The organism is Arthrobacter rhamnosi, from assembly GCF_054510975.1.
The window spans coordinates 874,744-899,425 of sequence record NZ_JBTNDN010000001.1 but is presented as its reverse complement, the minus strand read 5'-3'; the positions used below and the strand labels follow the sequence as shown (position 1 = coordinate 899,425).

Sequence of the window (24,682 nt, the reverse complement as noted above, 5' to 3'; positions counted from 1 at the left end):
ATGCCCAAGGACATTCACCTCATCCGCGAGGAGGTCTACCGGCGCAACCCCGGTGAGGCCGAGTTCCACCAGGCCGTCGACGAGGTCTTCAGCTGCCTGGGACCTGTTCTGAAAAAGCATCCGGACTTCGCCGAGGCGGCCGTACTCGAGCGTCTGTGCGAACCCGAACGTCAAATCATCTTCCGCGTTCCCTGGGTCGATGATGCCGGGCAGGTGCGAATCAACCGCGGATTCCGTGTCGAATTCAACTCGGCCCTCGGTCCCTACAAGGGGGGCCTTCGCTTCCACCCTTCCGTCTATCTGGGGATCGTGAAGTTCCTCGGGTTCGAGCAGATCTTCAAGAATGCCCTCACCGGGATGCCGATCGGGGGCGGCAAGGGAGGATCCGATTTCGACCCTCGCGGCAGGAGCAACAGCGAGATCATGCGCTTCTGCCAGTCCTTCATGACCGAGCTGTACCGGCACATCGGCGAATACACCGACGTGCCGGCCGGTGACATCGGCGTCGGGACACGCGAGATCGGCTATCTCTTCGGGCAGTACAAGCGCATCACCAATCGGTATGAATCAGGCGTGCTGACTGGCAAGGGCGTGGGGTGGGGCGGTTCACTCGTGCGCCCGGAGGCAACAGGCTACGGCGCAGTGCTCTTCGTCCGCGAGATGCTGGCCACCCGCAACCTTCGACTCCAGGACCAGCGGGTAGTGGTATCCGGGTCCGGCAACGTGGCTCTGCATGCCATCGAAAAGGCCCAGGCACTCGGTGCGCACGTGGTCACGTGCTCGGACTCGACCGGATACGTGATCGACGAGGGCGGCATCGACATCGCTCTACTCAAGGACATCAAGGAACACCAGCGAGGCAGGGTCAGCGACTATGCCGCCCAGCGGGGGCCCGGTGCGCAGTTCGTCCAGGGTGGATCGGTCTGGGATGTTCCTGCAACCGTTGCCCTGCCCTGCGCAACCCAGAACGAGTTGGACGAGACCGCTGCCGGACGGCTCGTGGCGTCAGGACTTGTCGCTGTCGCCGAGGGCGCGAATATGCCCACCACGTCAGCCGCCATAGCGCACCTGCACAATTCCGGCGTTCTCTTCGGACCAGGGAAGGCAGCGAACGCCGGCGGGGTGGCGACGTCCGCCCTCGAGATGCAGCAGAACGCCAGCAGGGACGCCTGGTCCTTCGGTCACACGGAGCAGAGGCTCGAGGCCATCATGGTCGGCATCCACGGCCGGTGTGCCGCAACAGCGGACGAGTACGGGTTTCCGGGCAACTACGTCGCAGGAGCCAACATCGCCGGGTTCGTGCAGGTCGCACACGCGATGCTGTCCCTCGGCGTCATCTGACGAAGCTCCGCACCTTGACGCTGCCTGCCTCAAGTCCTACCTTTGTTTCATCAAGCAAAAGTTTTCTTCCGCATCGTGAAATGGATACCTGCAATGACGCAAGTTGACCGCACCCCGACCTCGGAGCAACGTACCGCCGCTCTCACGAACGTCAGCCCTGAGCTCTACAACCCGGATCTGGCACCGACGCAGCGCGAAGGCCGCCGTTGGAGCGCGTACAGCATCTTCACCCTGTGGGCCAACGACGTGCACAGCCTGGGCAACTACGCGTTCGCGATCGGGCTCTTCGCCCTGGGGCTGGGTGCCTGGCAGATCATGCTCTCCTTCCTGATCGGTGCGGTGATGCTCTTCCTCCTTCTGAACCTCTCGGGATTCATGGGAGAGAAGACCGGCGTGCCGTTCCCGGTGATGAGCCGTATCTCCTTCGGGATCAGAGGAGCCCAGATTCCGGCGGTCGTCCGCGGGGGAGTGGCCATCGTGTGGTTCGGGGTCCAGACCTACCTGGCTTCAGTGGTCCTCCGCGTGCTCATCCTCGCGCTGGCACCGGATCTCGCACCCCTGGACCAGAATTCCGTCCTCGGTCTCTCGACGCTCGGCTGGATGAGCTTCGTGGCCCTCTGGGTCCTGCAGGTCATCGTCGTCAGTTACGGGATGGAGATGATCCGCAAGTACGAGGCATTCGCCGGTCCCGTCATTCTCGCGACGATGCTGGCCATCGCCATCTGGATGTTCATCGAAGCCGGCGGCTCCATCGCACTCTCCACACGGGAAAGCCTCGCCGGGACGCAGATGTGGCTGCAAATCTTCGCCGGTGGAGCCTTGTGGGTCGCCATCTACGGGACCTTCGTCCTGAACTTCTGCGACTTCACCCGCGGCGCCACCTCCAAGCGCAGTATCACGCGAGGAAACTTCATCGGCATCCCGGTCAACATGCTGTTCTTCGGGGCCATCGTGGCGGTCCTTGCCGGTGCTCAGTACAAGATCAACGGACAGATCATCCACAGCCCCGCCGACATCGTCCAGACCATTCCGAACACACTGTTCCTGGTCCTCGCGTGCCTGGCTCTCATCATCCTGACCGTGGCTGTGAACCTGATGGCGAACTTCGTCGCACCGATCTACATGCTGGCCAACCTCTTCCCCAAGAAGCTCGACTTCAAAAGGGCCGGCCTCATCAGCGCCGTCATCGGGGTCGTGATCCTGCCCTGGAACCTCTACAACTCGCCGGCCATCATCGTCTACTTCCTCGGCGGACTCGGCGCGATACTCGGCCCCCTGTTCGGCGTGATCATGGTGGACTACTGGATCATCCGCAAAGCACAGATCAACGTCCCGGACCTCTTCACGACAGACCCGCTCGGAGACTACTTCTACACATCCGGGGTCAATCCTCGGGCGATTGCGGCCCTCGTCCCCGCCGCACTGGTCGCGATCCTCGTCGCGGTCCTGCCCGTCTTCTCGTCCGCGGCCGGCTTCTCATGGTTCATCGGCGCCGGCCTCGGAGCGGGGCTCTACTACCTCGTGGCAGACAAGAACCGCCTTCACCATGACGTCTCGGGGGAATCCATCAGCGTTCCCTGTGCCCACTGAACCGGATCCGAAGAACAGGAATACACATGCGCATCCTCGTACTGAACGTCAACACCACCAAGTCCATGACGAATTCCATCGGTGAAGAAGCAGCTGCGGCCGCGTCCGCGGGCACGGAGATCATCCCGCTCACTCCTCTGTTCGGCGCGGAATCAGTAGAGGGCAATTACGAGAGCTATCTGGCAGCGATTGCGGTCATGGAAACGGTCAAACGATACGAGGGACCCTTCGATGCAGTCATCCAGGCCGGATACGGAGAACATGGTCGTGAAGGGCTTCAGGAAATCCTGGACGTCCCCGTCGTCGACATCACCGAGGCCGCCGCCAGTACTGCGATGTTCCTCGGCCACCGCTACTCCGTGGTCACCACCCTGGATCGCACCGTTCCGCTCATCGAAGACCGGCTGAAGCTCGCCGGCCTGACGGACCGTTGCGCTTCGGTGCGGGCAAGTGGCATGACCGTCCTTGAGCTCGAATCCGACCCGGAACGGGCAGTCGAAGCCATCCTCGAACAATCGCTTGCCGCGATCGAACACGACCGAGCCGAAGTCATCTGCCTCGGCTGCGGCGGCATGGCCGGGCTGAAGGAGAAAGTGTCGGAACGTACGGGGGTACCCGTTGTCGACGGCGTCGCGGCAGCCGTGAGAATAGCGGAAAATCTGGTGTCCCTCGGACTGTCCACATCGAAGGTCCGGACGTACGCGCCTCCCCGGCCCAAGTTCATCAAGAACTGGCCCCCGAAGATCCTCCTCACCTAGGCCGGGCCCTCCAGCCCCGGGACGCTGCACGTCCAGCAGGACGGCAGGTGCCCCATGACGTCCCGTTCCCACTCCATGAATGCCGGCATGGCCGGTAGGTAAGGCTCATCCTTGATCAACCACCACTACGCAACACACTTCGACACCTGGCTCGACCGCGAGGCTCTCGCGGAGGCCATGATCCCACTGATCGGGCACCTGTACCGCAACAACAACGTGGTCACGAGCATCCACGGGCGCAGCCTGATCAACAAATCCACCATGAACATCCTCAAGGCCCACCGCTTCGCCCGGCGCATCACCACCGAGGAACTCCGCCTGGAGGACACCGCCCCCATCCTGCGGATCCTCGCCGACCTGGACCTCGGCGCCGCGGCCATCGACATCGGCCGCCTCCGCCTGGCCTACGACCGGGCCAGCGCTGCCGGGGACGCCCGCTCCCTGGAGGAGTTCCTGCGCACCGAACTCGCCGACATCGTCGGCCAGGGCGGAGCCGACGAGCGCACCAGCACCGACGTCGTCCTCTACGGCTTCGGGCGCATCGGACGCCTCGTGGCCCGCCTGCTCATCGAAAAAGCAGGCGGCGGCCACGGACTCCGCTTGCGCGCCGTCGTCGTGCGCCGCGGCTCGGCCAACGACCTCACCAAACGCGCCAGCCTGCTGCGCCGCGACTCCGTCCACGGATCCTTCGACGGCACCATCCAGGTCGACGAAGAGTCGAACACCATCACCGCCAACGGCACCCGCATCCAGGTCATCTACTCCGACGACCCCGCCACCATCGACTACACCGCCTACGGCATCACCGACGCCCTCGTCGTGGACAACACCGGCCGCTGGCGCGACGAGGACGGCCTCTCCCAGCACCTGCGCAGCACCGGCGTCGCCAAGGTCCTGCTCACCGCACCGGGCAAGGGCGCGCTGAAGAACATCGTGCACGGCATCAACCACGCCACCATCCTGGGTACCGACCGGATCATCACCGCCGCGTCCTGCACCACCAACGCCATCACCCCGGTCCTGAAAGCCGTCAACGACCGCTACGGCGTGATCCACGGCCACGTGGAGACCGTGCACTCCTTCACCAACGACCAGAACCTCATCGACAACTTCCACAAGGGCGACCGCCGCGGCCGCTCCGCGGCCCTGAACATGGTCCTCACCGAGACCGGCGCCGCGACCGCCGTCGCCAAGGCCCTGCCGGAGCTGGCCGGCAAGCTCACCGGCAGCAGCATCCGCGTGCCCACCCCGGACGTGTCCATCGCGATCCTGAACCTCACCCTGGAGAAGGAGACCACCAAGGAGGACGTCAACACGTACCTGCGCGAGATGTCCCTGCACTCGGGCATGCGCAAACAGGTCGACTACATCGACAGCCCCGAAGTGGTCTCCACCGACTTCGTCGGCTCACGCCGCGCCGGCATCGTCGACGGCCTCGCCACCATCGCCGACGGCCACCACGCCGTCCTCTACGTCTGGTACGACAACGAATTCGGCTACAGCTGCCAGGTCGTCCGCGTCATGGAAGAAATGGCCGCCGTCCACCCACCCACCTACCCCACCGCGTCCACACCTGCGGTAGCCGCGACAGTCTGACGCCGGCTGACGGCGCTGCGGAACTCGCTGACCACTGACTGGAGAAGCAACATGCCACAACCTCGAAGGCGGAGATTACGGGCTTTGATCTCGCCGTCAGCAGCTCCCTCACCGACCCCGGTCAAGAGTGCTGCATGGAAGGATCTTCATTCCCACGACCAGATCGTCGTACGGGAACCCGGACGAGCTCCCTACAGGGCGGTCGTCGACACGCTGACTCAAGACTCAACGGTCGTCTGGGTTCTTCCGGTGGTCGGCTCGCGGCGCGCTTTCCACAGTTCCGACGACGTGCAGATACTTTCCCTGGCTGAATCGAGGAGGATCTTCGGCCCTGACGGGCGGGGGTAGGGCTGGTTCCACCCCGCCCACCGGGACGATGCACGGGCCCGATGCCCACAGCTCCCCGTACGCTGGGTTCCGTAGGATGCGCGACGAACGAAAGCCGGTCGAGGGACCGGCGGGAAGCCGGTCCCGATGATCCCCGATGCGCACGCCGCACTCCTGACGATCGATGGACGATCCACGCGGACAACAGGGATGCCTCAGCCTCCCGTCAGTGGGCCGTCCCGGTATCGGATGACGCCGTGGTCCATGGAGCGCGACGGGCTTCCGGTGATCCCGGTGTCCGGAGAGATGCATTACAGCCGCGTCCCCCGGAACCAGTGGCGGGACCGCCTCAACCTCATGAAGGCCGGCGGAATCACGGTCGTGGCGACCTATGCGTTCTGGATCCACCACGAGCCCCACCCCGGTGCCGTGTCCTTCGGTGGCAGGCTCGACATTGCAGCCTTCATCGACCTGTGCGCGGAACTCGGTCTGGCCGTCGTCGTACGGATCGGCCCGTGGTGTCACGGAGAGGTGCGCAACGGAGGGTTTCCCGACTGGGTCCAGAGCGCCCCGGTGCGGCACCGTACCGACGATCCTGCCTACCTGGCACTGGTCGAACCGTGGCTGCGTCAGCTCGGATCGCAGGTCGCACCCTTCTGCGGGCCCGATGGCCCCGTGCTCGCCGTCCAACTCGAGAACGAGCTGTATGACCAGCCCGGCCACCTCCGCACGCTCAAGCGGCTGGCGGTCGACAGCGGGATCACCGCCCCCTTCTACACGGCCACGGCGTGGGGCAGCGCGGACCTGCCCCTCGAGGACGTCGTCCCCCTGTTCGGGGGGTATGGGGACGGCTTCTGGGTCGACGCGGATGAACCGTGGGACCCGAGCTTCCGCGCGCACTTCTTCTTCTCCCACGAGTGGGACGACCCCGGCATCGGCGCGGACCTCCGTACCGCTCCCCGCCCCAGGTCATCGGTGCAGAACCCCTACCCGCCCGCAACCTGCGAGCTGGGCGGGGGGATGGCCACCGCCTACCACCGGCGGCCACGTCCCAGCGGGCACGACATCGCCGCCGTCGCCCACAACAAGATCGGCAGCGGCTCCGCGTGGCAGGGCTATTACATGTACACCGGAGGGATCAACCCCTCCAGCGCGGACCACTCCTACACGACCGGGCTGCAGGAATCCCACGACACCGGCTATCCGAACGATCTGCCCCGGTACGACTACGACTTCCATGCTCCTATCGGCTCCTCGGGGCGGCTGAACCCGAGCCATGCCCTGCTGCGGCGCCAGCATGCTTTCCTGGCTGCTTTCGGCGCGTCGCTGGGTCCCATGGAGTCGAAGCTCCCGCCGCGGGGACCGACCGGCGTCGACGACGTCACGACGCTCCGGTGGGCGCTACGCAGCAACGGGCGAAGTGCCTTCCTCTTCATCACGTGGCATCAGCCCCACGTCCCGCTGGACACCTATGAGGACGCCCGGTTCGACGTGACACTGCGTGACACGCGCACGCTTTTCCCCCTCGACCCTGTCGCGATCCCCTCCGGAACCCTCGCACACTGGCCCCTGGGTCTGGTCCTGGACGGCGTCGGGCTCGAATGGGCCACCGCTTCGCCTCTGACCACCCTGCAGGACGGCATGATCACCGTCCTCGTTCTCACGGCCGAGCACGACATCCCGCTGACGTGGAAGTGGGCCGACGGCGTCACCGTCACTCCCTACGGAGACAGCGGGAGCGACGCATCGACCGGACCGGGAGCCGTCACCCGGATGCAGGTGTACCGGTGCTCCACGCCGACGACGCACATCGACGTCGTCGTGCTGCCGGCAGCGGACGCGGACCGGGTCTGGGTACTCGGCGATGGCGGGAAGCGGCAACTGGTGCTGTCGGACGACCCGGTCTGGCTCGAGGTGGACGGGGTACTGCACGGGCGCTCGACAGCACCGGAACCGGACATCCACCGCTATCAACCATCAGCCCATGCCTTCGTGCCCGTGCTGGTTCCACCTCCGCACAGCCCTGCCGGCCGGCACCGGCTTCCAATCACGCTCCTCCGGTCGGCCGGCCAGGTGCCGACGAGCTATGGCGAATCGGGAGGGCGGGCGAGTGCTCCCAGCCAGGAGGACATCCGGAGATCGGCGGCCTCCTACAGGATCGAGGTCCCCCACGGGCAGGGCGCGGGGCGCGGACGACGCGAACTGGAGATCGACTGGACAGGAGACATTGCACAACTGACGGTCGGCACCAGGGTGGTCGCCGACCGCTTCTGGGACGGCTCACCGTGGATCGTCGACCTTGACGCCCTGAACGCAGGTGCCGCCGATGAACTTGTCCTGACCGTGCTGCCCCTGCACCGCGGACACTCCGTGAACCTGCCGGCAGAAGCACGGGCGATCCTCTCCCGGCAGGATCAGCAGTACGACGCACCTTCTGCCGACCTGGTGACTTGGCACCACTGGGTGGAGTCTCCGGGCAGTGTGACCGGATCGGGTGGTCGCGGCGCGCCCTGAGCCTGATCCAGCACCCCGCACGCGGGCGCCTCGACGACGCGGCGACTAGACTGGGCCCACTATGGACACCATGCGCAAGCTCCGTACCCCGATCGTCTGGCTCGTCGTCGCGGCCATGATCCTCAGCGTCGGCGCGGGTTTCTTCTCGGTCGTCTTCTGATCGAGCGCCGTCGGGCCGCGGCATCCGGGCGGGTATCGGTGCGCCTGTAGGCGTCGACGGCACCCCGCGCCACCGCCCGTCCGGGCTTCCTGCCGGCCTTGTCCGGTCTTCCCGACGCACCTAGGGTGATAAGTAGGCTTAGCTTCAGCGGCCAGTCGACAAGCCCACAGCGCCGACGCGGCGCAGGACACGCATTCTGTACAGGGAGAACACCTATGACCTCCGACAGCACCTCAGGATCCACCGACCAGTACACCTTCCAGAATCCGGTGACCCGGTTCGAGAGCATCACGCCCCCGGCCGAGCACACGCCGGAGCCCGGACTCGACGCCGACATGGAGATCAAGGCCGACCGCGGCGAGACCTCCTACCGCGGGACCGGCCGGTTGCAGGGCCGCAAGGCGCTCATCACCGGGTCCGACTCTGGCATTGGTGCCGCCGTCGCCATCGCCTACGCACGTGAGGGCGCCGATGTCGCCCTGTCCTACCTCCCCGAGGAGGAGGAGGACGCCCAGGTGATCAAGGGCCTCATCGAGGCGGAGGGCCGGAAGGCCGTCTGCCTCCCCGGAGACCTCAAGGACGCCGACTACTGCGTGTCCCTCGTGCAGCAGGCCGTCGAGGGACTCGGTGGCCTGGACATCCTCGTCAACAATGCCGGCAAGCAGGTGGCCGTGGAGTCCCTCGAGGAACTCAGCGACGAGCAGCTGGACCACACGTACAAGACGAACATCTACTCGTTCTTCCGCGTGACCAAGGAGGCGCTCAAGCACCTCGGGCCCGGTTCGACGATCATCAACAGCACCTCGATCCAGGCCTACGAGCCCTCGCCCACTCTCGTGGACTACGCCAGCACGAAGGCCGCGATCAACAACTTCACGAAGGGCCTGGGGCAGCAGCTGGCTCCCAAGGGAATCCGCGTGAACGCGGTGGCGCCCGGTCCCATCTGGACGCCGCTGCAGCCCTCGGGCGGTCAGCCGAAGGACGCGCTGCCCGAGTTCGGCAAGAGCACCCCGCTCGGCCGCGCCGGCCAGCCCACCGAGCTCGCACCGGCCTACGTGTTCCTCGCCTCGGCGGAGTCCAGCTACGTGATCGGCGAGACCCTCAACGTCAACGGCGGGATGCCGTCGCCCTGAGCCGCGCAGCATCCGAACGACGGAACAGCCCCGGACTCGAGTCCGGGGCTGTTCCGTTTGGTCCTGCCGGTGGGCGTGCTACTCGGCGTCGAGGGCGTCGAAATCGGCGCGGTCGATCTTCCGGTGGTAGCGCATCCCGGCGAGACCACCCAGGATCGCGCCGAGAAGTGCGACGGCGGCGACCACGAGCAGGGTGATGAGTCCGGGTCCCGTGAGCTCCTGGGCGGAGGGGACGCCGAGGTTCTGGAACCGATCGGTGATGTTCGCCTGGTTACCGACGATGAAGCCGATGATGGCGAGCACGACGGCGACGATGACGGCCCAGAGCCAGACCGCGACGCCCTGCTTCACGCCGCTGAAACGCGCCATGCGTCCTGCGACATACCCGCCGGCGAAGTAGGAGAGCAGGAGGATGACACCGAAGATCACGGCGGCCGTCAGGCCCGCGGTCTGCGCTTCACCCGATCCGATCCTCACGTCCGCGGGGGAGAGGTCGGCGCCGACTCCGAAGAGCGCGGCCAGTGCGCCGACGAGGGCCGACAGGAGGACGAACATGCCGGTCGCAGTGAGCCAGCCGAAGAACGCCGAGCCGAACTTCATGCCACCGAAGTGCTCCTTCTCGCGTCGGTGGAGCAGCTTGCGGTCCTCGAGGCTCGGCACCCCGGATCCCGCAGTGGCAGTACGGGGCAGGTCGCGCTCGCGGCCCCGGTCGTCGGCGCGGGCGGACCGCTTGGTGGACGTCACCGGGACGACCTGCGTCGGGGGTGTCGTGTCCTCGGTGCGGGACGAGGCATCGCGCGACGCCGAGATCGGCGCCGGGGTGTACGCGCGGGTCGGAGTGCTGTCCGAGTACATGCCCGGGACGTAGTCGCCGCTGGTGTCGTCCTCGGGCGAGTAGGCGCCGGGCACGTAGTCGCTCCCGCTGTCGCGGGCGCCGGCCCGGGTCGCGCCGGTCCCGTGACCGTCTGCAGGGGTGCCGGCAGGCCCGGCACTGCTGGCGCCCGAGCCCGACCGTCCGGTGTCGATCAGTTCCGTGGGGTTGTCGGGACCGTCGGCGCGCCGGGCCCCCGCCCGGCGGTCACCGTCCGCGTTCCCTGTTCCTGGTGTACTCATTGGTCCTCCTGATGTCAGGGCCCGAAGGCTCCCTAAGTCGCCTTAGTATTTCCTCCAGTATTCCACGGCGTTCATCGATCGGGTCGGTGCCAGCTGCGTGCCGCGTACGGGATGCAAGACTGGGGCCATGGATCTACAGGTTTTCATGACGGTCGTCTGCGGGGCGCTGATCGCCGTCGGTATCGCGGGAGTGGTGGTCCCGGTCCTGCCGGGGAGCATCCTGATCATCGTGTCGCTCCTCGCATGGGCGCTCACGGTGACGAGCACCGAAGGCTGGGCGGTGTTCGCCATCGGCACGGTGTTCGCCGGGGCCGGTCTCGCCGCCGGCCTCGTCCTCACCGGTCGGACCCTCAGGCGACGTTCCATCCCGGGCAGGTCCGTGACCATCGGGGTCCTGGCCGGGATCGTCGGCATGTTCGTGATCCCGGTCGTCGGCCTGTTCGTCGGGTTCGCCCTCGGATTGTTCGCCAGCGAGTACGTCCGGCAGCGCGACGCCGGGGCGGCGCTCACGTCGAGCCTGCACGCGCTGAAGGCGACGGGGCTCGGTATCCTCGCCGAACTGGGCCTCGCCTGCCTCGCCGGGACCACCTGGGTCATCGGCGTCTGGATCTACTTCGCGACGAGGTGACGCTCAGGATTTGCCCGAGATGGACAGGGCCGCCACGATCAGTGCGAGATGGCTCAGTCCCTGGGGGACGTTGCCCATGAAGGAGTTGTCGGAGGGCTCGATCATCTCCGACATGATGCCGACGTCGTTCGCGAGCGGCAGGAGCTCTTCCATGAGGTCCACCGCCTCGTCGCGGCGGCCGACGGCAACGAGCGCCGATACCGCCCAGTAGGCGCAGGCCACGAAGGTCGCCTCCTCGTCCCGCATGCCGCTGTACCGGTAGAGCAGCGGGCCCGCACCGAGTTCCTCGCGCAGGGCGTCGATGGTGGACGACATGCGTGGACCCGTGTCGAAGCCGCTGATCGCATGCAGGAGGATCGAGGCATCCAGCTCCGTGGTCCCGGGATACCAGATGTAGCTCTGCCGCTCCTCCGACCAGCCGTGCTCGTGCACCCAGTCCCGGATGCGGTCGCGCTCCGCGGACCATCGCTGCACCGGACCCTGCAACTGTCCGTGCTCCGCGAGCAGCACGGCGCAGCGCAGTGCGTTCCAGCAGCCGAGCTTCGACGTGACGTAGTGCTGTTCCTCCGGCAGTTCCCACATGCCGGCGTCGCGGCGCTGCCAGATATCGCAGGTGAGGTCCGCGAGGTCGGCGAGCTGCCGCATGGTCGCAGGATCGAGCACATGACCGGCCTGGACGTACTGCCAGACGATGTCGAACACGTCGCCGAAGACGCCCAGCTGCAACTGCCCTGCCGCCGGATTCCCGTCGACCACGGGACCATTGTTGCGCCAGCCCGTGGCGTCCGGGCGACGGGTACCCTCGGGGACGCTGCCGTTCAGGCGGGTGAACACCTGAAGGTCGGAGCCCTGGGACCGGAGGTTCTTGAGCATCCAGGACGCGGCAGCATGCACCTCCTCGCGGAGCCCTGCGCGGGTCAGGGAATGCAGTGTGTAGGCGGTGTCCCGCACCCACGCATAGCGGTAGTCCCAGTTCTTGCCACCGGCTGCGCTTTCCGGCAGGGAGGTCGTCGCGGCGGCCGCGATCGAGCCGGACGGGCTGTGCAGCAGCAGTTTCAGGGTGAGGGCGCTGCGCAGTACGGCGTGCCGGTAATCGCCGTCGTACGCGAAGTTGTCCGACCAGGCCTGCCAGTTGCGGATGGTGCGGTCCACGCCGTCGTCGATGGTCCGCGGGTCGGGGAGCGGCAGCGGCTCGCCATGCGTGGAGACCACCGCGACGAGGTGCCGCGATCCGGCCGAGGTCGTGAAGGCTCCCTCGACCGATCGGCCCTCCGGTGTCTTCAGGCCGTGGTCGATGCCGAGGACACCGAGACCGACCGCATCGATGCGGAGGACGGGGTGCTCCGGCCCGTGGTCGAGCCAGGGCGAGGCGGAGCCGAAGCAGGTGCCCGGTGTGACGCTCCACGCCATCTCCACCTGTCCGGCCAGCCCGTCGACCCGGCGGGCGAGCTCACCCCAGGGCAGCCTGCCGGCCACGCCGGTGTTCAGCGAGTCGGTGACGCGGACAGTGCCGGTCGCGGTGGTGTAGGTCGTCTCGAGGACGTTCGAACCGTCCGCGTAGCGTCGTTCCACCGTGAACTCCGCCGTAGGCGCCAGGGCCAGGAAGCCTTCGCCCGCATCGAGCAGGCGGGCGAAGGCCGGTGTGGAATCGAGGTCCGGCGTTGGATACCAGTCGATGGAGCCGTCGAGCGACACCAAGGCTACGGTGCGCCCGTCGCCGATCGCGGCGTAGGAGCGGATGTCGGCGAAGCCGTCCTCGTCACGCAGTGCGATGACCAAGCCCCTTTCCGCGCCGCCCGCAGGTGCTACCTGCCGTACGTTCCCTTGTATCGCGTCTTGTTGGCCCGCGGCTGCTGGGTGGGACGGCGCTTGTTCAGCACGCGGGACGCGACGATGGGCACCAGGGCCCAGATGATCCTCTTCAGCATGGTGATGTCCTTAAGATCGGTGACCGGCGTCGGCTGTCGCGGTCGTTATCATCATCCTACTTACTATCCCTGGCCCGTCTGCCCCTCGGTGACGAAGGTCCGCAGCGCCCGGAGCTGGGCATCCCGTGCTACGGGGTTGAGGTACATCATGTGCCCGGCCTCGTGGTAGTGGTGGGTGAACCGGGCGCGCGCGGCCTCGTCGAGGTTCATGTGGGCCCACACATACTCGGCGGCGAAGTGCGGCGTCGCGCCGTCGTGGTAGCCGTAGTCCACGTGGACCCGCAGCGTGGGGTTGTGGGCGAGGAGCCGCTCGAGGACGCCCGAGACGTCCACGGGCGCACCCTCGAAGGTCCTGTAGCTCCAGGGCTGCACGCGGGCGGTCAGGATCTCGTAGGGGAGGTCGTTCTCGTAGCCGAGCTCGGCCCGGACGTAGTGGTTCATGGCGGCCGAGTAGGGCCCCGTGATGGCCCGCATGCTCGGGTCGTCGAAGGAGTCGGACGACTGCAGGTTCTCGGGCCGTGCGGTGAACCGCCCGTCGATGCGGCCGACGGACAGGCCCTCAGACCGCAGGAGCTCCGCGGCGAACTCGTGGTACGCCCAGCGGAGGTTCGTGCGGCGGATGAAGCCCTCGTCGAGGGTGGTGATGGCGTGCAGGCGCGCGACGGCCTCGTCGTACTCCTCCGGCGTCAGCCGCGTGCCCTGCGTCAGGGCGTAGCCGAAGTCCCGGGCCGCGTACTCCTCTGCCTCGCGGACCACGTCGGAGAGCTCCCGGTCGCCGTGCCGGCCGTGGTAGTGCGCGATGGCGGCGTAGGTGGGCAGGTGCAGCGCGTAGGGGAGGTCGCTCCCGGGGAAGAACCGCAGGGTGGACATGTTGAGCACCGTCGAGATGAGGCCCAGACCGTTGATCGCCATGCCGTACGCGTCGAAGAGCCGCCCGGCTACCGCCACGGCCCGCAGGGTCCCGTAGGACTCCCCGACGAGGTACTTGGGGGAGAGCCAGCGGTTGTTGCGCGTCGTCCAGAGCCGGACGACCTCCGCCACGAGGTCCCGATCCTCCACGAACGCGTGGAACTCGTCCGCCTTCTCACCCTCGACCACACGGGAGAATCCGGTGTTCACCGGATCGATCAGGACGAGGTCGCTCGACTCGAGCAGGCTGTCGGGGTTGTCGACGAGTCCGAAGGGCGCCGGTGTCATGGTCCCGACGTCGCCGGAGTCCACGATGCGCGGCCCCAGCAGGCCCAGGTGGAGCCACACGGACGCGGAGCCCGGGCCACCGTTGAAGGCGAAGGTCACCGGCCGGCCGGGCTCGGGATCGTGCTTCGTGTAGGCGACGACGAAGATCTCGGCCTTCGGCTTGAAGCCGTCCGCCTTGCCGTCCTTCGTCTCCTCGCGCCGCAGCACGAGACGTCCGGTCGTCGTCGTGTATCTCAGGCCCGAGGGGGAGGTGTGCTCCCGGACGGCGAAATCGTCCGACACCTCCTTCGCCTCCGGGGTGCCTGGATCCTTCTCGGTGTCCTTCGTCTCATCAGCCATGCGAGAAGACTACCGGTAGTTCCCCGAGGCAACAGCTCAGGTGTCGGCAGCCGTCGCTTCCCGCTGCCGGCCGGACGGTGCCGGATGGGCGCCGGGACCGTGGGCGGCACCGGCGTCGCGCTCCCACGCGCGGTTCTGCTGAGGCCGCGCGAAGAACAGGGCGGCCGCGAAGCCGACGATGATCACGAGAGCGGGCAGGTAGAGCGACTGCCCCATGGAGAGGGCGTACCCCGCCTTCGCCTCCTCGGGAAGGGCCGTCCCGGGGGTCGCACTGATGCCCCCACCTCCGAGATTGGCCATCAGGCGGGACTGCATCACGGCTGCGACGGCGGCACTGCCGAGGACCGCGCCCATCTGGCGAGTCGTGTTGTACACGCCGGAACCCGCTCCGGCGAGGGAGGGCGCGAGGTTGCGCGTGGCGGTCAGGGACACCGGCGCCCAGATCCCGGCGCTCGAGAAGCCGAGCAGGGAGATGGGGAGCAGGAGCTGCCAGATGGGGACGTCCGCCGTGAGGATCGAGCCCATCCAGAAGAGCGCCGCGGACATCCCGGCGAAGCCGGCGATGGCGATGTACTTCGGATTGCTGCGCTGCACGTACTTGCCCATGAACGGGGCGAGGACCCCCGAGATGACGGCCATCGGGGTCAGCAGGAGGGCCGCCTGCGTGGGCGAGAGGCCCCGCACCGTCTGCGCGTAGAGCATGAGCGGCAGCGACATGGTGGTGACCGAGAAGCCCATCGCCGTGATGGACGTGTTGGCGAGGGAGAAGTTGCGGTCGCGGAACAGCTTGAGGGGAACCAGCGGCTCTCCGCGGTTGAACCTCTGCCAGGCGACGAAGGCGACGAGCAGGACGATGCCGGTGATGATGAGCGACCACACGGAGAGCGGACCTGCGATGGTGCCCCAGTCGTAGCTCTCGCCCTCCTGGATGCCGAAGACGAGGCAGAAGAGGCCGGCCGCGCTGAGGAACACCCCGAGCATGTCGAAACGGTGCGACGTCGTCGGGAGGGTGGGAACGAGGCGTGCGGCGAGGAGGAAACCCACCACGCCCACGGGGACATTGATGAAGAAGATCCATTCCCAGCCGGCGGAGTCGACGAGCACCCCGCCGAGGACGGGCCCGACGAGTGTCGCCACACCGGCCACGGACCCCCAGAGTCCCATGGCCGCGCCGCGGCGCTCGGGCGGGAAGATCCGCGTGATGACGGACATCGTCTGCGGGGTCATGAGCGCGGCGCCCAGGCCCTGCAGGACGCGGGCGATGATGAGGACCTCCACGGTCCCCGACAGTCCGCACCACGCGCTGGAGAGTGTGAAGACCACGAGGCCCACGAGGTAGACCCGTTTCGGTCCGAAACGGTCCCCGAGCCTGCCCGTGACGAGCAGCGGGACGGCGTAGGCCAGCAGGTAGGCACTCGTCACCCAGATGACGCTGTCGATGCCTGCGCCGAGCCCCTCCATGATGGCGGGCGTGGCGACGGACACGATGGTCGAATCGACGAGGATCATGAAGAACCCGATGACGAGTGACCACAGCGCCGGCCAGGGCCGGACGTCGTCCTGGAGCGGGGCAGGCGCCGCCTGGGAGGGATTGCTGGACATGGTGCAAAGGCTACTCCCACGGGCCGACACTCCGGAGGCCGTGCCCGTTCGTGCGCCGCTTTGGGCTAACGCCGCCCTCTTGGGTACAGTGTTGGTGTTCGGAAGTGGTATCCGGGGCTTTAGCTCAGTTGGTAGAGCGTTTCGTTCGCAATGAAAAGGTCAGGGGTTCGATTCCCCTAAGCTCCACGGTTCGGAAGAGGCGAGGCTCCTGCAGGAGCCTCGCCTCTTCCGTTGCAGGCTGATCGTGAAGGCCGGCCTATTCCTCGGCGGCCTTCCGCGCCCAGGGCCGTGCCGCCAGGATCCGGGCCAGGGGTCCGAGCCAGGACATCACCACCAGGAGGGTGAAGGTGCTGCTCAGAGAGGATCCGAGGGTGGTCGAGGGGACGAGCTGGTGGAAGCCCACGAGGAGGGCCGTCACCAGCAGGAGCTTCTTGAGGCCGTTGAGCACCTGCTGCGGGACAGGCCGGGGCCAGGCCGTGAAATCGACCGTATCGGGGTTCCGGGGCTGGTCATCCGGACTCATGCGGCCCTCCTCTGCAGTGCGGCGTGGACTCCCATTATCCCCGGTTCCCGCGCCGACGTCGGCTCGGGTTCCGGAACGGCAGCGCAGGTCTCAGCCTCAGCCGAGGACGGCCCAGGCCCGGGGCGGCAGGGTCGCCCTGCCGGAGGGTGCGTCGAGGGCTGCCTGTCCGGCGAGTACGGACAGCGCCCCGGTAGCCGGGACCGGCTGGGCGTCGGAGGAGAGGTTCAGCGCGACCACGAGGGCATCCGGCCCCTCGGCCGCGACGCGGTACGCGAGCACCTCGTTGGACAGCTGCAGTATCTGGGTCCTCGCGCGGTGCAGCCAGGGGTGGCGGCGCCGGACGCCGATGAGCTCCTGGTGCACGTCGAAGACGGGCCGCCCGACGGGGGAGAGGCTTCCGGGTGCGGGCGGGAAGAGCGGCCGGACGTCGTCATCGCCCCCTGCCCGGTCCTCCTTGATGCCGCGGTAGCCCTGCTCGTCGCCGTAGTAGACGGACGGCGTGCCGCCCACGGTGAGGAGGACGGCGACGGCGTGGGGCAGCAGGGCGGGGTCGGTGAGCCTGCTGGCGATCCGCGTGACGTCGTGGTTGCCGAGGAACGTGAGCGGTGCGAAGGACGCGAGCAGTGCGTTGTGCCGCTCCAGCGCGGCGGCGAGCTCGAAGAGGTTGGCGTCGTTGAGCGAGCTCCACACGGCTTTCCACAGTTCGTACTGGGTTGCGGAATCGAGGCCGCCGTCCCGGACCTCGGAGGCGTAGTCGCCATGGATGTACTCCCCGACGAAGTAGGCGTCGGGGTGGGACGCGCGGACGCGGCCGGTCACCGAGGCCCAGAACCGCGCCGGGACGGCGTAGGCCGCGTCGAGCCGCCAGCCGTCCGCACCCCGCCGGAGCCAGTGCTCCATCACGTCGACGACGAAGTCCGCGACGGCCGGTTCGCGGTGGTTCAGCGCCACGAGGTGGTGGTGGCCTTCGAAGTCCCGGTATCCCGGTTCGGTGCCGGGGGCTGCGCCGTCGGGCCAGTCCAGCGTGAACCAGGAGGCGGTCACCGCTCCCGGACCGTCCGTGAGCACGTCGTGGAACGGGGCGAACGAACGCCCGGTGTGGTTGAAGACGCCGTCGAGCAGGATCCGGAGTCCGCGCCGGTGCGCCTCGCGCACAAGGGTGTCGAAGTCCTCCGACGCCCCGAGGCGGGCATCAATTCGGAAGTAGTCGGTAGTGTCGTAGCCGTGCGTCTCCGACGCGAACACGGGACCGAGGGCGAGGCCGGACGCTCCCAGTTCGACGGCGTAGTCGAGCCATGGCACCAGGTCCAGGAGCCGGTGCCTGCTTGCAGGCTCCGCCGTCGCGGCCTTCTCCGCCCCGACGAACCCGAGGGGATAGACGTGCCACCAGATGGCGTGCTGGACCCAGGCGGGTTCGCTCATGGGGTGTGCCCTTTCCGTAGATCCTGACCCGGCCCGCGGACAGGGCTGCGGCCGGCCCGGCCACGGGCGGCGTGCTGCCTAGCCTGCGTCGAGGAGGCGTCCTCCCGAGGCGAGCTGCTGCACCTCGACGGGCTCCATCTGCGCGGCCTCGGCGATGTCGACGATCGCGGCGCCTGCGTCTGCTGCCTCGACCACGGCGGTCTCGAGTTCGTCGGTGAGCTGGTCGAGGCGCCACTGGATCGACTCGAGGTCCGCCGCGGCCGCCGCGACGCGGCGCAGGGCAGGGGACAGGGGGTGCGCGAGTTCGGCCGGCTCCTCGTGCGAGAGCTGGAAGCCGCACGAGCAGGCCCAGACGAGTTCGACGTCGAACCCGGCGGAGGGCTGCGGAATCATGCCGTAGGAGGACCCCACGTAGGAGGTCTCCCGCAGGGTCATGGGCTCGCCGCAGTGGAGGGGGGCTCCTAGTGCCGTATCTCCTGCGCCGATAGCGCTGATAGCGCCGATAGCACTGACTGTCTGCGTCATGGCTCTCTTACCTTTCGATCAAGAATACGAACCATACTGTCAACTAGTTATACAAACTAGTTATATGCGGGCTGACATACTGCTGTCCACTCGACGGTGGCCGGACCGCCGTCCTGCCGCCCGGTAGACCTGGGCGCAGAATGCCACGAGGAGCATTCCGTGGACGGCGTCCCCGCCGTAGTACATGAGGTACGCCGCCTGCTCCGCGTCGGGTGGCACGGCGCCCTGGCCCGCGACGGAGTAGAGCTGCTTCGACACCATCCCGTGGACCGCGATGCCGACGACGATCGCACTGCCCCTCAGCCCGGCTGGGGCCCGGTGGGGGTTCGGGTCCACGCCGACGACGGCGTAGGTGAAGAGGACGCCCGACACGAGGAAGTGGAGGTGGAGCAGCGGCCCGAGCACCGGATGATGGGCCAGTCCGAGGGCGGAGCCGTCCCGGTACAGGAGCACCAGGGGGACCGTGGTGAGCAGCGTCGCAGCCACCGGATGCGTGCCGACCCGCACCGGCATCGCACGGGCGAGCCGGCTGGAACGGCGCCCGACGGACGCGGGGACGGCGCGGAGGAACAGCGTCGCGGGAGCTCCCAGCACGAGCAGCAGCGGGACGAGCATGCCGAGGACGAGGTGGACCGCGGTATGCGCGGTGAAGCTGACGGCGGCAGCCTGTGCGAGCGGCCCGGTCGCGGTGAACCCCAGGCCGGCCCCGGCCAGCCAGGCCGCGGTTCGGCGGACCGGCCATCCGGTCCGCCCCCGCAGGACCGCTCCACGGTCCGCGAGGAGGTACAGCATGGCGAGTCCCAGCCAGACGAGCAGAATCCCGGTGTCCAGGAGGAAGCCGTCGATGCCCTCGGAAAGCTGCGCCGGGTGCCCCGGGCCCGGGTGTTCAGCCACGGCGGGTCTCCGCGCGCCGTGCCGCGAGCAGTACCGAGATCCCCGCGAGCAGGAACGCGAGGGCCGCACCGTTCCACACCAGATCGTAGGGGAGCAGGTCCACGCCGTACCGGACCTCGTGCAGGTCGAGGAGCTTGTGCTGGACCAGGCCGTCGAACAGCTGGAAGCCGCCGATGCCCACGAGGATGCCACCCAGCCAGCGCCGGGCCTGGAGGGCGCCTCGCCGTCGCAGATCGGCGAAGAGGAAGAGGGATGCGACCGTAGCGAACCAGCTGACGGCATGGAAGACGCCGTCGGACACGAGGCCGGCCGCGGGCGTGGACCTGTCGTAGAAGTGGTGCCAGTGGAGGAGCTGGTGGAAGACGGCCTCGTCGATGAACGCGATGACCCCGCACCCGAAGAGGACGCCGACCAGGACGTTGCGGCGCTGGAGGGCGACAGCGGGCTGCGCGGGCGGCTGGGTGGACGAAGCGATGACGGTCCCCGTCGTCGGAGGGTGCGGACCCTGTCCAGCGTGCCAGCCGCGTGCTCGGACCGTCCAGCATTTTCCCGGTGCACCGGGAGGTGGTCAGGAGACCTTCTCGCCGTACCACCAGTGGGCGGGCTGGAGCGGTGGCTGCTGCGGCGCGGCCGGGAGTTTCACGACGACCGCGCTGGAGGCACCCGCAGTGGCGGGGCGAGCACGGATGAGGGCCATCTGGATTCCTGCGAGCAGCGCGGCAGGGATCGATACCAGCACGACGACGGCCAGCCCGTACATCGCGAGCAGCGCGTGCAGCGGTGAGGAGTAGAGACTCTCCATCCATGCGGCGCTGCCGAGCCACAGCCACAACCAGAACAGGCCGACCACGTAGAGCAGTGACCGCGCACGCCTGTAACGCAACGGAAAATGCTTCCGCCCACGTCCCATATTTCGTCTCCCCAGACTTATGTTCGGACCCGCCCCAGGCAGGCCCACTGGAGAAATACTAGACCTCGTCCGGGGCTATCCCGGCGTCCGTCATCAGAATGAGACGTGGCGGATCCAGGACGGTCGGAACCGCCGGATCCGAAGGTGCAGACCGACCGCGCCGCGCCGCCCCGCGTCAGCGCGTCACGGCGCCTTCGCGCACGTCCCCCGTCGCGTCGCCGAGCAGCCGGACGTGGTCCGGGGTGAGGTCCGCGATGCGGTTCACGCCGAGCAGCTGCAGGGTGCGCGCTGTCTCCGTGCCGAGGATCTCGATGGTGCGGTCCACGCCCTGGCGTCCGCCGGCCATCAGCCCGTAGAGGTAGGCGCGGCCGATCAGCGTGAAGTCCGCTCCGAGGGCCAGGGCGACCACGACGTCGCCACCGCTCATGATGCCCGTGTCCAGGATGATGTCGGTCTTGCCCTTGAGCTCGGCTGCGACGCGTGGCAGCAGGTGCAGCGGGACGGGTGCCCGGTCGAGCTGGCGTCCGCCGTGGTTGGACAGGATGATGCCGTCCGCTCCGTGGTCCACGGCCTTCTTCGCGTCGTCGAGCGTCTGGATCCCCTTGACCACGAGGTTCCCCTTCCAGACGCCGCGCAGCCAGTCCAGGTCCTCGAAGGTGAGCGTCGGATCGAACATCGAGTTGATGAGGTCGGCCACGGTCCCTGAGTAGCGTGAGAGCGAGGCGAACGAGAGCGGCTCGTGGGTCAGGAAGTTGAACCACCAGGCCGGGCGGTACGAGGCGTCGAGCACGGTCTTCAGGGTCAGTGCCGGCGGGATGGTCATGCCGTTGCGGACGTCGCGGAGCCGGGCGCCGGCCACCGCGGTGTCGACGGTGACCATGAGGGTGTCGTTCCCGGCCGCGGCCGCCCGGGCGATGAGCTCCATCGAGCGGTCCCGGTCCGTCCACAGGTAGAGCTGGAACCAGTTGCGCCCGTTCGGCGCGGCCTCCGCCACATCCTCGATGGAAGCCGTGCCCATGGTGGAGAGCGTATAGGGGATGCCTGCCGCTTCCGCCGCCCGCGAGCCGGCGTACTCGCCCTCCGACTGCATCATGCGCGTGAAACCGGTGGGCGCGATGCCGAACGGCAGGGCCGAATCCTTCCCCAGGATCGGCGTGACGGTGCTGACGGTCTGCACGTTGCGGAGGATGCCCGGCCGGAACTCGAGGTCGAGGAAGGCCTCCCGCGCGCGGCGGAGCGAGATCTCGGCCTCGGCGGCACCATCGGTGTAGTCGAAGGGTGCCGTGGGTGTCCGCCGCTTGGCCACGTCGCGCAGGTCCCAGACGGTGTTGGCCCGCCGGAGCCGGGCTGCCGCACCGATCTCGGGCTTCTTGAACTGCATCAGGGGTGCCAGGTCCGCGACCCGAGGGACCCGGCGCCGAAGGGCCGGAGGAACGGGTGCGCTGGAGGATGGGTGCATGGGGTGCCTTTGCTCGTCGTCGGCCGGGATCGCGGGAGCGGAACCGTGGTCTGGCCACAGATCCTACGGCCTGTGGTCGGACCACACAAGCTATGCTGGCCGCATGCGCAATCACCAGGTGGTCTCGGCATGGCTCGAGCAGGAACTCGCCGCAGGGCGGCTCGCCATCGGGTCCCGGCTGCCCGGCGAGCGCACCATGGCGGAGCAACTGAGGATCTCCCGGGCCTCGGTGCGCGAGGGCACACGGGTACTGGAGGCCCTCGGCGTCGTCCGCGCCGGTGTCGGGTCCGGGCCACTGGCGGGCACGGTCGTCACGGGGAACCCCGCACTTGCCCTCGGCTCCGCGCTCCGGCTGCACGTGGCAAGCACCTCCCTGCCCGTTCGGGACGTCGTGGAGACGCGCCTTCTGCTGGAGACGTGGGCGGCAGCCCACGCGTCGCCGGACTCGCCGTCCCTCGAGGGGGCGGCCCGGCTCCTCGACGAGATGGACGAGCACGACGACGGCCCGGCAGGATTCCTGGAGCGCGACGCGCTCTTCCACGTCGCGCTCGCGGAGGCGGCCGGGAACGTGCTGGTGGGAGCCATGATGGGATCGCTGCGCGGGTCCATCGAGGACTACACGCGGCGGCTGACCGCAGGACTTCCGGACTGGACGGCGACGTCGGAGAGGCTCCGGCGGGAGCACCGCGCGATCCTCGACGCCGTGCTGACCGGTGACGGGGGCAGGGCTGCGGACCTGGTGCAGGATCATATCGAAGGTTTCTACCGCGAGTCGGGGATCTCCGCGTGAGGTCCGGTTGTTGACAGGGGCCCGCCTTTCCAATATGACGCACGTCACCTAGACTGCAGGAACTGTCGAGCAGGCGGCTGAGGACCCACCCGGATGTGGAGCTGACCATGGAACACTTGCCGCATATTCTCGAGCATCCCGCTGCACGTCAGGACGGGGCAGTTCCGTCGGGGGGAACCCGGCGTGCGCATCTCTCCGCCGTGCCGCAGGTCGAGGAGTCCGCCTTCCCGAGCGACCTCGCCGGGGCATCGACGCGCCACCTGCGGATGCTGTGCAACCGCACCTACCAGCTCCTCGACCTGGACCGTCCGGCCCTCGAGACACGGGAGCGGTACGACGCGCTCGTCGAGGAACTCGCGCGGCGTGAGCGCGAGGCCGTGCAGCGCGGCGACGTGGACGACGCCCGTGAGACGTTCCGCGACAACGCCCTCTTCTCCCGGTTCGAGCTGTACCGCAAGGGGATGATGGCCGGGTACGTGCAGTACGAGATGCGCGGCGGGGACATCCTCCTGCTGCACGCCGTCGTCGACCCGAAACACCGCCATCTGGGCCTCGAGCCGGTGCTGATGCAGGCCGTACTGCTCAACGTGCACCGCCGGCGCCTGGCCGTCATGCCCTGCTGTCCCGAGGCGATGGACTTCCTGGCGGCCCACCCGCAGTTCCTCTCGCTTCTTCCCGCCCAGCAGCGCCGGCGGTTCAGGCTGCTGCCGGCGTCCGGTGCCGCCGGGCAGGAGCGCCGGTGACAGCGGTCGACGTCCTGACCGAGGCGTACGGCCGGCTGCCCGACCTGGTGCGCCGTGCCGTCGACGGCCTGGATGCTGACCAGCTGTCCATCCGGCCGGGTGGGACCGCCAATTCCGTGGCCTGGCTCATCTGGCACCTCTCGCGGGTCGAGGACGGCCACTTCGCGGAGGCATTCGGCCATGAGGAGGTGTGGCTGGCACACGGCTACGCCGACCGCTGGGCCCTGGAGCTCGACCGGGATGACACCGGCTACGGGCATTCACCGGACCAGGTGGGCGCTGTCCGGGTCGGGTCGGCGCAGCAGCTGCTGGACTACTTCGGCGCCGTCCACCAGCTGGCCCAGAGTCTGATCGCGGGCCTTGCGGACGAAGACCTGCAGCAGGTGGTCGACGAGCACTGGGACCCGCCCGTGACGCTCCTCGTCCGGCTGGTCAGCGTGGTGGACGACGCCGTGCAGCATGCGGGCCAGGCCGCCTACGCGCGGGGGATGATCCTCGCGCGGGCCTAGCCCAGGCCCGTCTGCCGCACCGTGATGTTGAGCCGCCCCTCGAACCCGATGCCGGGGGGCGCCGTGCCGGGCAGGGTCCTGAGGACTCCGTGATAGGCGAACCGTGAGGGCCCGCCGAACACGAAGAGGTCGCCCGACCTGAGTTCCACGTCCTGCCAGGGACGGTTCCGGGTCTCGGTGTTGCCGAAGCGGAAGACGCACGCCGTGCCCAGGCTGAGGGACACGACGGGCGCGTTCACGCGTTCCTCCCGGTCCTGGTGCATGCCCATCTTCGCGACGTCGTCGTAGTAGTTGACGAGGGCGGCATCGGGTTCGTAGGACGCGCCGGCCTCCGGACCGTAGGCCGCGGTCACGGCGTCGCGCCCCAGGGTGCGGAGCACCTCGGGGAACGGCGCGACGGCGGCGCCGCCGGCGTCGTCGGCAGTGCGGCTGTACCGGTAGGGGAGCCAGTGCCAGCCGAGGCTCACGCTCTTGACGGACATGACTCCGCCGTTCGGCAGAGTGACGGCGCGCATCGGCACGGGCCCGCTCGCCCAGGTCCGGCACAGCGCGACGAGTTCCCGCTGACGCCCGGTGTCCAGCCAGTCGGGAAGATGCACGGCTCCTGGCGCCAGCTCCCGGAGCGGGCGGGAGATCAGGGCATCGATCGGATCGGTCATCCGACCATTGTGCGCCGGGACG

Annotated in this window: 23 protein-coding genes and 1 tRNA gene; 11 read left to right on the top strand and 13 right to left on the bottom strand. The window is 68.2% G+C overall.

The window, feature by feature from the left end:
- The 6 genes from gdhA to ACX80J_RS04215 all read left to right on the top strand — a co-directional run bounded on the left by gdhA (position 1) and on the right by ACX80J_RS04215 (position 9,419).
- Entirely contained in the window at positions 1-1,341 is a 1,341-nt protein-coding gene (gene gdhA, locus ACX80J_RS04240) for an NADP-specific glutamate dehydrogenase (protein WP_459346912.1), read from the top strand.
- 93 nt (positions 1,342-1,434) lie between these two features.
- Positions 1,435-2,931, top strand: a complete 1,497-nt coding sequence (locus tag ACX80J_RS04235; RefSeq protein WP_459346911.1) for an NCS1 family nucleobase:cation symporter-1 — start codon at positions 1,435-1,437, stop codon at positions 2,929-2,931.
- Between the two features lie 26 nt (positions 2,932-2,957).
- A complete protein-coding gene (locus tag ACX80J_RS04230) occupies positions 2,958-3,689 on the top strand; it encodes an aspartate/glutamate racemase family protein (protein WP_459346910.1) in 732 nt (243 codons plus the stop codon).
- Positions 3,690-3,803: 114 nt separating this feature from the next.
- Complete coding sequence (locus ACX80J_RS04225; RefSeq protein WP_459346948.1) at positions 3,804-5,285, top strand: glyceraldehyde-3-phosphate dehydrogenase; 1,482 nt, start codon at positions 3,804-3,806, stop codon at positions 5,283-5,285.
- A gap of 537 nt (positions 5,286-5,822) precedes the next feature.
- Positions 5,823-8,126, top strand: coding sequence for a beta-galactosidase (locus ACX80J_RS04220; RefSeq protein ID WP_459346909.1), 2,304 nt, complete (start codon positions 5,823-5,825; stop codon positions 8,124-8,126).
- Positions 8,127-8,501: 375 nt separating this feature from the next.
- Positions 8,502-9,419: an SDR family oxidoreductase gene (locus ACX80J_RS04215; protein WP_459346908.1), complete on the top strand. Its 918-nt coding sequence runs from the start codon at positions 8,502-8,504 to the stop codon at positions 9,417-9,419.
- 78 nt (positions 9,420-9,497) lie between these two features.
- Here ACX80J_RS04215 and ACX80J_RS04210 read toward each other — a convergent pair whose 3' ends face one another.
- Entirely contained in the window at positions 9,498-10,532 is a 1,035-nt protein-coding gene (locus ACX80J_RS04210) for a Yip1 family protein (protein WP_459346907.1), read from the bottom strand.
- A gap of 127 nt (positions 10,533-10,659) precedes the next feature.
- Between ACX80J_RS04210 and ACX80J_RS04205 the strand changes: the two genes are divergently transcribed.
- Positions 10,660-11,160 (top strand): DUF456 domain-containing protein, encoded by a 501-nt coding sequence (locus ACX80J_RS04205; protein ID WP_459345388.1) that lies wholly within the window; start codon positions 10,660-10,662, stop codon positions 11,158-11,160.
- 3 nt (positions 11,161-11,163) lie between these two features.
- On the opposite strand, the gene ACX80J_RS04200 is transcribed toward ACX80J_RS04205, so the two are convergent.
- The 4 genes from ACX80J_RS04200 to ACX80J_RS04185 all read right to left on the bottom strand — a co-directional run bounded on the left by ACX80J_RS04200 (position 11,164) and on the right by ACX80J_RS04185 (position 16,226).
- Positions 11,164-12,939: a glycoside hydrolase family 15 protein gene (locus ACX80J_RS04200; protein ID WP_459345387.1), complete on the bottom strand. Its 1,776-nt coding sequence runs from the start codon at positions 12,937-12,939 to the stop codon at positions 11,164-11,166.
- A gap of 26 nt (positions 12,940-12,965) precedes the next feature.
- Entirely contained in the window at positions 12,966-13,088 is a 123-nt protein-coding gene (locus tag ACX80J_RS04195; RefSeq protein ID WP_459345386.1) for a hypothetical protein, read from the bottom strand.
- Between the two features lie 63 nt (positions 13,089-13,151).
- A complete protein-coding gene (locus ACX80J_RS04190) occupies positions 13,152-14,624 on the bottom strand; it encodes a S10 family peptidase (RefSeq protein ID WP_459346906.1) in 1,473 nt (490 codons plus the stop codon).
- 36 nt (positions 14,625-14,660) lie between these two features.
- Complete coding sequence (locus ACX80J_RS04185; RefSeq protein WP_459346905.1) at positions 14,661-16,226, bottom strand: DHA2 family efflux MFS transporter permease subunit; 1,566 nt, start codon at positions 16,224-16,226, stop codon at positions 14,661-14,663.
- A gap of 113 nt (positions 16,227-16,339) precedes the next feature.
- Between ACX80J_RS04185 and ACX80J_RS04180 the strand changes: the two genes are divergently transcribed.
- A tRNA-Ala gene (locus ACX80J_RS04180) sits at positions 16,340-16,412 on the top strand.
- A 70-nt stretch (positions 16,413-16,482) separates the two neighbouring features.
- Here the strand turns inward: ACX80J_RS04180 and ACX80J_RS04175 are convergent.
- From ACX80J_RS04175 to ACX80J_RS04145, 7 genes are all read right to left on the bottom strand, one after another.
- Positions 16,483-16,749 (bottom strand): hypothetical protein, encoded by a 267-nt coding sequence (locus tag ACX80J_RS04175; RefSeq protein ID WP_459346904.1) that lies wholly within the window; start codon positions 16,747-16,749, stop codon positions 16,483-16,485.
- 96 nt (positions 16,750-16,845) lie between these two features.
- Positions 16,846-18,171, bottom strand: coding sequence for an alpha-amylase family glycosyl hydrolase (locus ACX80J_RS04170; protein WP_459346903.1), 1,326 nt, complete (start codon positions 18,169-18,171; stop codon positions 16,846-16,848).
- Positions 18,172-18,249: 78 nt separating this feature from the next.
- A complete protein-coding gene (locus ACX80J_RS04165) occupies positions 18,250-18,696 on the bottom strand; it encodes a hypothetical protein (RefSeq protein WP_459346902.1) in 447 nt (148 codons plus the stop codon).
- A 60-nt stretch (positions 18,697-18,756) separates the two neighbouring features.
- The gene (locus ACX80J_RS04160; protein ID WP_459346901.1) at positions 18,757-19,590 is read right to left on the bottom strand and encodes a cytochrome c oxidase assembly protein; all 834 of its coding nucleotides are present in this window, start codon (positions 19,588-19,590) and stop codon (positions 18,757-18,759) included.
- Positions 19,583-20,005 (bottom strand): DUF2243 domain-containing protein, encoded by a 423-nt coding sequence (locus tag ACX80J_RS04155; RefSeq protein ID WP_459345435.1) that lies wholly within the window; start codon positions 20,003-20,005, stop codon positions 19,583-19,585. The genes ACX80J_RS04160 and ACX80J_RS04155 overlap by 8 nt, the downstream gene beginning before the upstream one ends.
- Positions 20,006-20,158: 153 nt before the next feature.
- The gene (locus ACX80J_RS04150) at positions 20,159-20,473 is read right to left on the bottom strand and encodes a hypothetical protein (RefSeq protein ID WP_459345379.1); all 315 of its coding nucleotides are present in this window, start codon (positions 20,471-20,473) and stop codon (positions 20,159-20,161) included.
- Between the two features lie 202 nt (positions 20,474-20,675).
- Positions 20,676-21,959 carry an alpha-hydroxy acid oxidase gene (locus ACX80J_RS04145; protein WP_459346900.1) on the bottom strand — a complete coding sequence of 428 codons (1,284 nt, stop codon included), beginning with the start codon at positions 21,957-21,959 and terminating at the stop codon, positions 20,676-20,678.
- Positions 21,960-22,062: 103 nt separating this feature from the next.
- Between ACX80J_RS04145 and ACX80J_RS04140 the strand changes: the two genes are divergently transcribed.
- From ACX80J_RS04140 to ACX80J_RS04130, 3 genes are all read left to right on the top strand, one after another.
- Complete coding sequence (locus tag ACX80J_RS04140; RefSeq protein ID WP_459346899.1) at positions 22,063-22,749, top strand: FadR/GntR family transcriptional regulator; 687 nt, start codon at positions 22,063-22,065, stop codon at positions 22,747-22,749.
- A 107-nt stretch (positions 22,750-22,856) separates the two neighbouring features.
- Positions 22,857-23,492, top strand: coding sequence for a GNAT family N-acetyltransferase (locus tag ACX80J_RS04135; protein WP_459346898.1), 636 nt, complete (start codon positions 22,857-22,859; stop codon positions 23,490-23,492).
- Complete coding sequence (locus tag ACX80J_RS04130; protein WP_459346897.1) at positions 23,489-24,001, top strand: mycothiol transferase; 513 nt, start codon at positions 23,489-23,491, stop codon at positions 23,999-24,001. The genes ACX80J_RS04135 and ACX80J_RS04130 overlap by 4 nt, the downstream gene beginning before the upstream one ends.
- Here the strand turns inward: ACX80J_RS04130 and ACX80J_RS04125 are convergent.
- Complete coding sequence (locus ACX80J_RS04125; RefSeq protein ID WP_459346896.1) at positions 23,998-24,660, bottom strand: alpha-ketoglutarate-dependent dioxygenase AlkB family protein; 663 nt, start codon at positions 24,658-24,660, stop codon at positions 23,998-24,000. The two genes, ACX80J_RS04130 and ACX80J_RS04125, sit on opposite strands and share 4 nt — an antisense overlap.
- Positions 24,661-24,682: the final 22 nt, after the last annotated feature.